This is a genomic window from Pseudomonas sp. B34(2017) (assembly GCF_002112915.1).
GTDB classification, from domain to species: Bacteria; Pseudomonadota; Gammaproteobacteria; order Pseudomonadales; family Pseudomonadaceae; genus Aquipseudomonas; species Aquipseudomonas pharyngis.
The window spans coordinates 1,112,960-1,125,545 of the sequence record NZ_NEJA01000001.1 but is presented as its reverse complement, the minus strand read 5'-3'; the positions used below and the strand labels follow the sequence as shown (position 1 = coordinate 1,125,545).

8 protein-coding genes and 1 pseudogene are annotated in these 12,586 nt (G+C 52.5%); 2 read left to right on the top strand and 7 right to left on the bottom strand.

What is annotated here, in order from left to right; all coding sequences use genetic code 11:
* Window positions 1–62: 62 nt before the first annotated feature.
* Together CAF80_RS05355 and rimJ are read right to left on the bottom strand one after the other, a co-directional pair.
* Complete coding sequence (locus tag CAF80_RS05355) at window positions 63–1,496, bottom strand: glycosyltransferase family 39 protein (RefSeq protein WP_085666935.1); 1,434 nt, start codon at window positions 1,494–1,496, stop codon at window positions 63–65.
* A 68-nt stretch (window positions 1,497–1,564) separates the two neighbouring features.
* Window positions 1,565–2,152 carry a ribosomal protein S5-alanine N-acetyltransferase gene (rimJ, locus tag CAF80_RS05350; RefSeq protein WP_085666934.1) on the bottom strand — a complete coding sequence of 196 codons (588 nt, stop codon included), beginning with the start codon at window positions 2,150–2,152 and terminating at the stop codon, window positions 1,565–1,567.
* Between the two features lie 143 nt (window positions 2,153–2,295).
* Between rimJ and CAF80_RS05345 the strand changes: the two genes are divergently transcribed.
* The gene (locus CAF80_RS05345; protein WP_085666933.1) at window positions 2,296–2,874 is read left to right on the top strand and encodes a GNAT family N-acetyltransferase; all 579 of its coding nucleotides are present in this window, start codon (window positions 2,296–2,298) and stop codon (window positions 2,872–2,874) included.
* Window positions 2,875–2,969: 95 nt separating this feature from the next.
* Here the strand turns inward: CAF80_RS05345 and CAF80_RS05340 are convergent, their stop codons facing one another.
* A complete protein-coding gene (locus CAF80_RS05340; RefSeq protein WP_085666932.1) occupies window positions 2,970–3,338 on the bottom strand; it encodes a DUF6124 family protein in 369 nt (122 codons plus the stop codon).
* A gap of 138 nt (window positions 3,339–3,476) precedes the next feature.
* Window positions 3,477–3,959: pseudogene (locus tag CAF80_RS05335) on the bottom strand (cysteine hydrolase family protein).
* 380 nt (window positions 3,960–4,339) lie between these two features.
* Between CAF80_RS05335 and CAF80_RS05330 the strand changes: the two are divergent.
* Entirely contained in the window at window positions 4,340–9,220 is a 4,881-nt protein-coding gene (locus CAF80_RS05330; RefSeq protein ID WP_085666931.1) for a type ISP restriction/modification enzyme, read from the top strand.
* Window positions 9,221–9,369: 149 nt separating this feature from the next.
* Here CAF80_RS05330 and CAF80_RS05325 read toward each other — a convergent pair whose 3' ends face one another.
* From CAF80_RS05325 to CAF80_RS05315, 3 genes are read right to left on the bottom strand one after another with little or no spacing between them, the layout of a single operon-like run.
* The gene (locus tag CAF80_RS05325) at window positions 9,370–11,259 is read right to left on the bottom strand and encodes an AAA family ATPase (RefSeq protein WP_134584284.1); all 1,890 of its coding nucleotides are present in this window, start codon (window positions 11,257–11,259) and stop codon (window positions 9,370–9,372) included.
* Window positions 11,228–11,746 carry an ABC-three component system middle component 5 gene (locus CAF80_RS05320; RefSeq protein WP_085666929.1) on the bottom strand — a complete coding sequence of 173 codons (519 nt, stop codon included), beginning with the start codon at window positions 11,744–11,746 and terminating at the stop codon, window positions 11,228–11,230. The genes CAF80_RS05325 and CAF80_RS05320 overlap by 32 nt, the downstream gene beginning before the upstream one ends.
* Window positions 11,746–12,297 carry an ABC-three component system protein gene (locus tag CAF80_RS05315; RefSeq protein WP_085714335.1) on the bottom strand — a complete coding sequence of 184 codons (552 nt, stop codon included), beginning with the start codon at window positions 12,295–12,297 and terminating at the stop codon, window positions 11,746–11,748. The genes CAF80_RS05320 and CAF80_RS05315 overlap by 1 nt, the downstream gene beginning before the upstream one ends.
* Window positions 12,298–12,586: the final 289 nt, after the last annotated feature.

Here is a 12,586-nt window from a genome sequence, read left to right as displayed (position 1 = left end):
CTCGCCGGTGAAATGAAAAACCCGCCATCACCGGCGGGTTTTTCGTTTGTGCTGCTGTGGTTTCAATAGCCCACGAAGTAATACGCCTGGCGCCCGACCATCATGGTCTTGTGGACTTTCAGCGGTGCGGCGGGTTCGCTGTCTCCCGACATCACGGCGATGTGCGATGGCGATGCACTGAGAAATTCCCGTAGCTGTGCATCGGTGTCCAGGCCCTTCAGGACGCTTTGGGTGTAGAACACGCTGGCGCCGCCGACCCGTTCGTTGGCTTGAAACAACGCAACCTGATTGCCGCTCGCCTGCAGGGCCTGAATGTGTTCGGTCAGCGGCAGGAACGACAGGTGTTTATCGGCGTTGGGCAGTGCCCATTGCGCGGCGCCAAGGTAGCTGGCGATGACCACCGCCAATATGCCCGCCGCCACTGTCTGACGATGCCGGGCGATTCGTCCGACAACACCATTCTTGTGATCCTTCAACCGGTCGAACAGCACGCCCGCATATTCCGCTGCGATCACTGCCGCTGCGGGTGTCATCGACATCAGGTACACCGTGCGTTTGCTTGAGGCCAGGGTCAGCAGGATGAACTGCGCAATGATCCACAGGCTGAAAAACAGCAGGTAACGGTTGGCCTTCAGCTCCTTGCGAAAATGCCACAGACCCAGGTACACCAGAATGTTCCACGGCAGGAACGCCTGCGGCAGCTTGGCGAGGTAATAGTAGAACGGCTCGTAGTGGCCGGCTTCGACGAACGATCCGCTGAAACGTCCGACGCTGTTGGTCAGCAACACTTCGCTGACGGCCTGGACGCCACCGCGCTGATAGAGCACGGCGAGCCAGATCATCAGCGGGATCAGACCAACAAGGGTCAGCAAACCCGGACGCAGCCAGTCCGTCAGCTTGAAGCGCCTGTCCATCAGGTTGTCGGCCAGCAGAAAAGCGAAAATCACCACGCCCGGCATCGCCAGCCCGAGCACGCCTTTGCTCAGCGTGGCGATCGCAATCCCGACTACAAACAGCAACGAGTTGCCCGGGTTCGATGCTCGCTGCGCTTGAAAAAAGGCCAGCAAAGTCATGGTCACGCCGAGGGCAAGCAGAGCATCCTCGCCGACCCCGCGCACGTTGCTCCAGTAACTGGCCATGGTCGCCAGCAGAATCCCCGCCGTCCAGGCGATGGCCTTCGGGCGTTCGAAGCGCCGCAACATGGCGTACAGCAGCATCACGCTGAGCAACCCGGCCACCGCCGACGCCAGTCGCACCGCCCAGGGCGAGACACCGAAAACCCGCAGGGCGCCGGCGTCCAGCCACAGGCTCAGGGGCGGTTTTTCCAGAAAGGGCTCGCCGAACAGACGCGGCGTCACCCAGTCGTTGTCCAGGTGCATCTCCATCGCAATGCCCGCAACCCGGGCCTCGGTGGAGCCTTGCAGTTGATGGCTGCCGAGGGCGAAAAAGAACAGCAGAGCGGCAAGCAGAAGCAGGGAAGAGGCGGCACGCGACATGGGTTCAGGCAACCGGAAGTGAGCGGAAACCCGAGCTTACGCGGCCAATCCTTAATAATTTGTGAACGTCACGACAGCGGTCGTGACCAGCGTTGCTCCGACGTTTCGAAACGCTGATTGACCCGCGCCGTCAGCACATGATCCTGCCAGCGTCCGGCAATGTTCAGGTACGCCTTGGCATAGCCTTCACGCTCGAACCCGAGGCGCTCCAGCAACCGGGCGCTGCGTTCATTGCCGGGAATGTAGTTGGCCATGATCCGGTGCAGGTTCTGAGTCTCGAACATATAGGCGATGGCCGCCTCCAGCGCTTCCTGCATCAAACCCTTGCCCTGATGCGCCTCGTCGATGTGATAGCCCAGATAACACGCCTGAAACGCACCGCGAATGATCCCGCTGAAATTGCAGGCGCCGATCATCTGCGCGCCGTCCGGGGTCAGCAACGCCATATGCACCGCCAGCCCGGCTTCGAAGGCGCTGGCCTGTATCTCAAGGCGCCGCCGGATCTGTTCAGTGGAAAAGTAATCGGTGGTGCGGATCGGCGACCAAGGCGCGAGGTGACGTTGATTGCGCTGGTAGAACGCGCTTTCCAGCGGCGCTTGATCCGGGTCGAGTACCGCGAGCGTCAGGTGTTGACAGGGCAGGGTCAGCAGCGGCATCGGGTGCTCCGGAAGCAGGGAATTGTTGACAGAATTGTCCGGCCGGACGGAAAACACAACTGGATCGCCGAACGCAGAGCACTATAAATTTCCCTGATTCACTTCACATCCGGTTATGTGATTCGTCGTTCAAGGAGGACATGATGGAATGGGCATTCAAGACGGGGGAGCAGTCGCTGCGACTGATACCGGCGGATCCGGCGTTTTATTCGTTGTTTCAGCAGGCGCTGAACGCCAGCTACCTCGATCATTCGGAATTTCTGCCTTGGCCGCGTGAGTACACCAACGCGGAGCAGGCGCTCGAGTTCCTGCTGAAGGCCCGAAAAGAATTCAACAGCGAAACCGGCGAGCGACGATGGCTGATCGTGACCGAGGACGGGCAAGCGCTGATCGGTTGCATCGGACTCAAGCCCCGCTCGCGCAACCGCTATGTCGTGGGCTATTGGGCCAACACCGAACAATCGGGCAAGGGCTACATGCGCGCCGCCCTCACGCACCTGCTCAACAACCTTCCTGAATTCACCTTTTACCTGACGGCGTCCTCTGCCAATGCGCGAAGCCGGCGTCTGGCCGAGGCTGTCGGGTTTGTGTTGATCAGGATCCACCCAAGGGCCCGGCAATCGGAACGGCACGGCGAGCAAGACACCTGCGTCTATCGCCTGCCAGGCAAAACGCAGGCAAAAAAAAGCCCGCAGGAGCGCGGGCGAACCGTAGTTTCTTGAATGAGCGAGGCCAATGTACACGGCCATCACCGCCGCCGGGGTGAAGAAAAGTTCATGTCGATGAACGACTTGCGTCATCGACGAGCGTTCGTTTTTCAGTGCACGACAGGCGCCGTCGTACGGGGCACCAGATTCACCGGATCAAGGTTCTCCACGGCCCGATTGACCAGCATTTCGGTCATGATCGACAGCTGCCGGATCGCCAGCAACCGGCTGCGCTGAGAGCCTGTGAAATCATCGGCGATGTTCGCCGTCATCATGTTGAGCGCCGCCAGGGTTTCACAGGCATGGGTCAGCAGAGTGGCCGTGTCCACATCGGTGCGCACGGAGAAAATCTCGTTAAACGGCAGGGTGCGACGCGGCTTTCTCACGTATTCCTGAGGCTGGGCAAGCACAGCCGGTTCTTTCGATTCGGTCTCGTGAGACGGTGTTTGATCAGGCAGGCTTGGGGTGTCTTTTTTCATGACGAGGCTCCATGGTTTCAGGCTCCCGGCGAATCCCTTTGGTAAACCATCTGCCGGGTTGCAGCGGAGCGCGAAGACTAGCGTTTGGAAGCATCTTGAACCAGTTCATGGAAGTCGACGCGGGTTGCGGGAAATTTCCTAGGACGCCTGCAGACAGGAGCGAAGTTCACTCGACGTCAGCGTGTGCTTGAAGTGATGTTCCCATAACCGCATCCCCAGCCCGCCCGAACGATCCAGCGAAGAGCCCACCGTCAGATCCGTGAGCAATGTCGGCTGCAAGCCGGCATCGAACAGCCCAAACCCGGCAGTCAGGCAGCAGGTTTCGGTTTGCAGATCGCAGACCAGCCCGCGACCCAGATTCAGGCTTTTCAGGTATTTGATTGTGTCCAGGGAGGGCGCGTAGCCGTATTTGATGAAGATACGGTCTGCGGCGATCAGGCTGTCATCGTCCGCCGCCGGATGCCAGCCGAGCTAGCGCTGGAACGGTGTGCGAGTTTCATCATGGCGCTCGACCGTGGCGACGCTGGGAAGCTTGCCGATCAGCGATTGAATGCCGTCGATCAGCCATTGCGGCGGGGAGAAGCAGGGTTGGACGTCGATGATCAGCAGTGCCTGGCGCATGAGGTCTCCCGGGATGAATCTCCAGATGCGACAAGGCCCGCACTGGCCGGGCCTTGTCGTTGAGAGTTGGTGGGCCGGGGTAATTTGAACAGACTGTTTAATTATCTGGATTTATTGAGTTTTTATCGGTTAGTTCTGACCTTTGGAATGCCAACTGGAAAGCCAGTGTTCTGATTCGGTGTCATAAGCTTGATGGTGAGGGGGCAATGTGCTCAAGCTCTTTAGGAGACTGGCGGGGTGGAGGCGCTTCTCAACGAGTTCGGTACGGCTATAAACCGTAAGCACGTGCACAGCTGCATAGGCTTCTCGGCCTAGCTATTGGTACACTTCCGGAATTTTGCGCCTCAGGCGGGCGCTGCAGTATTCCTAAGGATCGTGTGATGACCGCTCTCTCTACTCTTCTAGACTCCTACCGCAGTGCCGCGCTGACAGAGCGTGAGAAGGGCACCTATTTCGAGGAGCTGATCTGCGTCTACCTGCGCAACGAAGCGACCTACCGTGACCTGTACGATCAGGTGTGGACGTATGTCGATTGGGCCAAAGACCATGGCTTGAGCGGTAAGGATGCGGGCATTGATCTGGTTGCGCGCACTCAGGGCACAGGTGAGTACCACGCCATCCAGTGCAAGCTGTACGCCGAGGACTACAAGGTCCAGAAGAGGGACATCGATAGTTTCTTCACCGCCTCGGGTAAAGCTCCGTTCTCGCACCGCATCATCGTTACCACCACCAACGACTGGAGCGAGCACGCCGAGGATGCTTTGCAGGGCCAACATCTTTCGATCAACAAGATTGATTTGCAAGCCCTGGAAGACAGTCAGATTGACTGGGCCAAGTACCAGTCCAGCAAGTCAGTCGCGCTCAAATCCAAGAAGCAGCTGCGTGAGCACCAGCAGACAGCATTGAACGCTGTCGCCGCAGGGCTCAAGGACGCTGAGCGCGGCAAGCTGATCATGGCTTGCGGCACCGGCAAAACGTTTACCAGCCTGAAGATTGCAGAACGCCTGGCTGGTAAGGGCAAGCGTGTGCTTTTTTTGGTGCCTAGCTTGTCCCTGCTGTCGCAGACGCTCACAGAGTGGACACAGGAAACTGAAACCCCGCTGCACAGCTTCGCGGTCTGCTCCGACAGTGACGTAGGTAAGAAGCGCAAGGCTGAGGATGACGCGGTTCAGGTATTCACCCACGAGCTGCGTTACCCGGCGACGACAAAGTCGGATCGTCTGGCTGCGGAAATGCGCAAGCGTCACGACGTTGAGCATATGAGCGTGGTGTTCTCTACCTATCACTCCATCGATGTGATCAGCCGTGCTCAGCATGAGCATGGCTTGGCTGACTTCGATCTGGTGATCTGCGACGAGGCGCACCGCACCACAGGCGCTACCTTCGGTGATGACGACGAAAGCAATTTCGTACGGATTCACGATGGTGCCGATATTCGCGCTGCCAAACGCTTATATATGACAGCCACGCCACGGATCTACGGTGACAGTGCCAAGGTTAAGGCAGAGTCGGGCGAGGTCACGCTGTGCTCGATGGATGACGAAGCCCTGTACGGCAAGGAGTTGTTCGTCATCAACTTCTCCGAAGCTGTGCAGCGCGGCCTGCTCACTGATTACAAGGTGCTGGTACTCACCGTTGAGGAGAGCACCATCAGTCGCCGCCTTCAGGACATGCTGAAGGACGAAAACAACCAGCTCAAAGTGGATGACGCGGCCAAGATTGTTGGCTGCTGGAAGGCACTGGCCAAGCAAGGCCTGCATGAGCAGCTAGTCGGTGATGATGAACCGATGAAGCGTGCTGTAGCGTTTTGCCAGGTTATTTCGCCCAATTACAAGGGCACGAAGCACAAGGTCAGTTCCGTCAATATTGCCGACATGTTCCAGTCGGTCGTGGAGGCTTATCAGGAGTCCGAGGAAATCGACGAGGCCGCTCGGCTGACCTGCGAGGCTGAGCACGTCGATGGCGGCATGAATGCCAGTCAGAAGGAAGCCAAACTGAAGTGGCTGAAGGCGGAGGCGCCGGCCAATACCTGCCGTATTCTCAGTAACGTACGGTGTCTGTCTGAGGGCGTGGACGTGCCGGCGTTGGATGCCGTGCTCTTCCTCACACCACGCAACTCCCAGGTGGATGTGGTGCAGTCCGTTGGCCGCGTGATGCGCAACGCACCGGGCAAGAAGCGTGGCTATGTTGTGCTGCCGGTGGTTATCCCGGCCGGCATGGAACCTCACGAAGCGCTCAACGACAACCAGACCTACAAGGTGGTCTGGCAGGTGCTCCAGGCGTTGCGTTCGCACGACGACAGTTTCGATGCCATGGTCAACAAGCTCGACCTGATTGGCTCAGACCCGCGCAAGATGGAAGTTATCGCCATCACCGACAAAGCTGAGAAGAAGGCCAAGAAAACCACTGGCACCAGCAACGGCAAGGCCGGTAAAGGCCAATACGGCATTGGCGAAAAGCGCGCTAAATACGATGCCGAAGGTCAGATGACTCAACAGGCTGAGCTGACCTATGAGGTCGGTGAAATCGAGAAGGCCATCTACGCCAAGATCGTCGACAAGTGTGGCAACCGCCACCACTGGGAAGACTGGGCCAACGACATTGCGAAGATCGCCCGCACCCACATCGATCGTATCCAGGGCATTCTGGAAAACCCGGAATACACAAACGAGAAAGCCACTTTCGAGGCATTCGCCGCCGAGCTGCGTGACGACCTCAACGACAGCATCACCGATGGCGAGATTGTCGAAATGCTCGCTCAGCACCTGGTAACTAAACCTGTGTTCGATGCGCTGTTTGATGAGTACAGCTTTGCCAGCCACAACCCCATGTCCAAGGCCATGCAAGGTGTGCTGGACGCGCTGCACGAGCACCATCTGGCCAAGGAAGCTGATACCCTGGAAAAGTTCTACGCCAGCGTGCGCCAACGTGCAGCGGGCATCGACAACGCCCAGGGTAAGCAGAAGATCATCGTCGAACTGTACGACAAATTCTTCCGCAACGCATTCCCCAAAATGACCGAGCGCTTGGGCATCGTCTATACCCCGGTTGAGGTGGTGGATTTCATACTTCACAGCGTAAATCATCTGCTGCAGAAGGAATTCGGTCAGACCCTGGGTAGCAAGGGTGTCCATATTATCGACCCCTTTACCGGCACTGGCACATTCATTACCCGCTTACTGCAGTCCGGGTTGATTAAGCCTGAAGAACTGGCGCACAAATACAAACACGAAATCCATGCTAACGAATTGGTGTTGCTGGCCTACTACATTGCTGCCATTAATATCGAGGCGGCTTATCATAGCGAGGTATTTGATAACTACACCCCGTTCGAGGGTATCTGCTTGACCGATACATTCCAGATGTACGAGAAAGATGATCTGGTCGACGAGCTGCTAGTGGATAACAGTGCTCGACGTAAGCGGCAGAAGGCGCTGGATATTCGAGTGATCGTAGGAAACCCGCCCTATTCAATTGGGCAAGGTAGTGCGAATGATAACAATACTAACCTTGCATACCCATCGCTCGATGCCTGTATCGCATCTACATATGCGGCACGCTCCTCAATGACGTCCGTAAAGAACATATATGACAGCTATATCCGTGCGATCCGCTGGGCCAGCGACCGTATTGGCGACGCAGGTGTTATTGGCTTTGTCACCAATGCTGGCTATCTAGAGTCGACGTCTTCTGACGGCATGCGCAAATGCCTAGTGGATGAGTTCTCTAGCCTCTATGTGTTCCATTTGCGTGGCAACCAACGAACCAGCGGGGAAATCTCGCGGAAGGAAGGGGGCAAGATTTTCGGTAGCGGCAGTCGTACCCCCATCGCCATAACCCTGCTAGTCAAGAATCCCGAGGCGCAGACTCATGGGCAAATTTATTTCCATGACATTGGCGATTATCTCAGTCGTGAGGAGAAGCTTGAGAAGATTGCTAGCTACGCTAGCGTAGCCGGTATCGAGCAGTGGCAGTCAATTATCCCGGATGAGCACGGTGACTGGCTCAAGCAGCGCGACGATAGTTTCAGTCAGTTCATCTTGATGGGAGACAAGAAGGGGGATGCGCCCAAGCTATTCGACAGCTTCTCACTGGGTGTTGCGACCGGTCGAGATTCCTGGGCCTACGGCACCAGCAAGCACAAGTTAGAAGTCAATATGCGTAGCATGATTGGCTTCTACAACGCCGAAGTGAAACGCTTCAATACGGAGTATCCAGGGATAGATACCAAGGCACGTCAGGTGAGGGTTGATGGTTTCATTGACACTAATCCGACCTGCATTAGTTGGACTCGCGCACTGAAACAGGATCTTGGAAAAGATCGCAGTTACGCCTTCGACGCCAACTGCCTAGTGCCTAGTCTATATCGACCCTTCACCAAACAGTGGTTGTACTTTAATCGTCGCTTCAACGAGATGGTTTACCAGATGCCGCGCATCTTCCCGGATGCAAAGTCTGAAAACAGAGCCATTATGGTTAAGGGAAATTGGCGGGGTGACGGCCAGATCGCTTATATGGTCGATAGTGTTACCTGCTTGCAGCCTGATGGTGGTGGTCAATGCTTCCCACTCTTCCTCTACGACGAAGTAGCTCAGGCTTCCGATGACGACCTTTTTGCTGAGCCGGTTGAGGGAGGGCTGCGTCGTCGGGACGCCATCACAGATGCAGGTCTGTCTCACTTCCGCGCGGCCTACCCAAGTGAGCAGATCAGCAAGGAGGACCTTTTCTACTACGTCTACGGGATCCTCCATTGTCCGGACTACCGTGAGCGTTTTGCTGACAACCTGAGCAAGGAGTTGCCACGCATTCCGGCAGTGAAGAAGGCTGCCGACTTCTGGGCCTTCAGCAAGGCCGGCCGTGCATTGGCCGATCTTCACCTGAACTACGAAACCGTCGAACCTTACCCCCTGACCATCGAAGCCAAAGGTACGTTGACTGGTTCTGATTACCGGGTAGAGAAAATGAAGTTAGCCAAGAAGGGCGACAAAACTACCGTCATTTACAACCAGCGGATCACCCTAAAAGGTATCCCCGATGCGGCTTGGGATTATGTGGTGAACGGCAAGGCCGCGTTGGACTGGGTGATGGAGCGCCAGGCGGTACGTACTGACAAGGCCAGTGGAATCGTCAATGATGCGAATGACTGGGCTGTCGAGACCATGGGCAATCCCAAGTACCCGTTGGAGCTGTTCCAGCGAGTGGTGAATGTTAGTATTCAAACTCAGAATATCGTCAATAGTTTACCGTCATTAGAGATCTGATTGAAGAAATAACCCATTCCGGAGCAGAATGGTGAGTTTTTGTGCTCTGGATACTCTCTTCCCCTGCAGGGCAGGGGAAGTTTTGTTGGTTATGCTTGGCGGTGTAGGTCGCAGTGGGAAGAGGATGCGCATTTAGAGAAATTGGGATATTACATTTTGAGGCTCTTGGCGTCTTTGGTGAAGTGTTCGCCAACTCTAACTTCCGGAGTATTTAAATCTGGGTGAATGATTTTAGTTGCAATGATTATTTGGTATTCAATTGGCTCTTTGGAGAAATAGTTTTTTATATTCATTTGGAAGTTCTGTGAACGTTGATCCTCTAGCCCGAAGTTCTCAATTCCGTCCAGTATCAATAGTCTAGGAAACCGAGCATAATCCTTTGTTAAGGAGAGTTTTAAAAGTGCGAGGTGGAAGGCGTTGTTGAGATAGGATATAGAGCTTTCGGAGAAGTATGTTTTATCGTTCACAGATACTCTGCTGGCCGCAAAGTCGTATTCAATTTTGCTTGCCTCTTGGAATTCTTTTTCGCTTCCAGAGTCAGACTTCAAAAATGAAATAACGCAGTCTGAAATTATGTTGTTAACTTCCCCTGGTCGAATTCTCGCAAGATTTTCTTTGAGTTCGATTGAGTTTTTTAGCGCGGAAACTTTGTCCTGGATGCTCTGTCTTTTTTCAGATAGAGAATTTATTGCATTTCTTAGCTCCTCTGTACGCTCTAGGTCTGCTATTTTCTGCTCTAGCTCGCCAGTTTTTGTGTAAAGAGCAAAGAGCTCTTTTTCTCTCGTGCTGTTGTGTGTGGGGATAACAGCCACTGTTTTGGTTATGTTTTTTCTAAGCTCTGATTCGAGTTCTTTCTTTTTCTTAGCTATGTCATCTAAAGCTTGTGATTTCCTTTCGTGAATTTTATGTGACTCTTTCAACTGGATGCTTAATTCGTTTTTCATTCTAAGCATGTTGGTGCTTCTGCGTTCCAAGTAGTCGTTGCTGCCGCAGAGAGAGCATGAATTGTCAATTGCTTCTGGTAGTTCGGAAAAACAGCAGGGGCAGATTTTAAATGCTATGGATGATAAAGCGTTGCCTGCATTCATGGAGTCTTCTATTTCTTGAAGTTTTTGGTTTAGTTCGCTAAGAAAAAGCCGAATGTCCTCTACTTCAAACTCTAGGTCTCTCTGAGCAACCTCTGTGTCATAAAGAGATTCTTTGATTTTGATGATGTCGTTGGCGGATTGGTTGGTGGCCTTTTTTTCTTCCTTGTAGGTTGCTTTGTTGTCCTCTTGCCTAGTCATTATCTCTGCTTTTATAGATTTTATCTCTGCAAGATAAGAGTTGCGTAACTGCTCAGTAGTGAATAATTCAGAAGATATCTCGGTTTTCCCTAGGATATTCGTGATTGCTCTGATTTCAGTTATTATTTTGTCTAGTGCTTTTTCGCTGGTGCTAAGTTCAATCTTTTCGTTGTACAGGTCGTTGTCGTAAAGCCCGCACAGGTATTTTCCAATCGCTTCTCTCTTGAAAGCAGAATCAAAGGCTTCTATGTTGAATATGCTAGATGGTGGGTTGGCTTGGTTTCCATATATAAGTCGTAATAGTTGGTGCATTGTTAGGTTTTCGCTTGCGTCAAGCTTTACCTCAGGGATCTCCAATAGATCAAAGAGTTTTTGCGAAAAGCTTTCTTTGGCGCCAGCATTATACGGGTAAGAATACCATTCCCCACGACCGGCTTTCAGTCCTGACTCAAGGTCGCCAAAAAAAAACTGCATGCTCGCTCGCTGAGCTTGTAGCGCACGGTTCAGGGTTACTGTTTGTCCATTCAATGAGCATTCAACAAATACTTCGTCGCAGGAACCTGCTTCTTCTTTCCAGTTTTGGACTTCGTATCCTAGACCGTATACAAGTAACTGTATGACGGACGTCTTACCTCCACCATTGCATCCTGAGAGAATGTTTAGGCCCGTGTGAAATTTTTCGTCGTATACTGGACGGCCTGACTTAGAAGCAAGAAGTCGGTTAACTTTGATTGTTGGCTTTCGGATGATCATATTTAAAGTCCATTAATTTGCTTGCCGCTTTTAATCCTGCTTTCCCAAGTATCGGCATATTTGAAAGATATTCCATCTCAAAAGCCAGGGCTTCTTTAGGTATGCTGCTGCTTTCGGCATTTATGATTGCATCGAGCTCGGTAGGTATGAGCTCCTTGTGTAGCTCAATTTCACCGTTCTGTAAAGTTTTCATAAAACCAATATTCTCAGCAATTTGAAGGGCGGAGAAAAATGTTGGATTTATTCTGTTGAATAGTGTGTATGGTTCAAAATTATTATAGGGTGAGCGATATTTTTTAAACTTGTTCTTCGCTTGAAGCATTTCTCGAGGTAGAGGCATGTCCGCAATGTGAGCAGGGAAAGCCAGTAAAAAGTTGAAAATCTGAAGCCGCTCTACCTCCACTGGATTGATTGAGCTATTCTGGCAAATTGTAACGAGCCTTAGAACAGTGTGGATCGGGTCAAATGCCTTATTGTATAGGAGCACTATTTCCACTCCAGATGGCAGTTTCCAGTTAAAAAGTAAAGCATGCCTTTGATTTGTCGATTGTAAATTTCTAGTACGTTTTCACCTAAGTGTTTCCTTACTTCTGTTTCCAAATGTTGTGAGATGAGCTGCTCTGCTGCTGACTTAGTTATCTCACATGTTATACATGGCTTTATTTTGCTGTTGAAGATGCTTGCTACTTCATCTAGAAGTAGTGTGATGATTTTTTGCGCAGACTTGTAGTTTTGGTTTTTTAATATCAGCATGGATATCAATTGTTTTAATTCCTCGGCTTCCTTGACGAGTTCTTCTAGGTTTACCTCTAGCAGTTTTGTTTCGAGATTTCTGATTTCATATTTTTTGCTATTGTAGTGCATGAGTTCGTCGATAAGGCTATCTACTTCCGTTCCGTTCTTCACTTCATCTTTGTATACGTCTATTAGTAGGTCCATCTGCGTAGGTTTAGGAAGGATGTTTTGATTGATGATGTCGCGGCCAGCATAGGGGCCAAAAAAATTAGCGTTCCTTATCTTGTTTAGAATCCAACCCACGATTGTCCCTCCCGGTATACGACCCATTGATGTTGACATTCTTCAGGTTGTTTTTAGTTCCGCCCTTGTAATTTAAAGTTAGTTTTATTCCTAGTCCGGCTATTGCAAGTGCCCCTAGAGCGATTAGTCCATAAACGGCGAGGTCGTTCATTCTTGTTTCTCCTGATAAGTAAGGCTTTGGGTTTTAGATATAAGGTTATAATCGTTCTGCATGAAATTACTTTGCGCGACGGCGATAATACTTAGGGGTGTATGCCATAAAATAGGTATAAGTAGCGACATAGCCTAA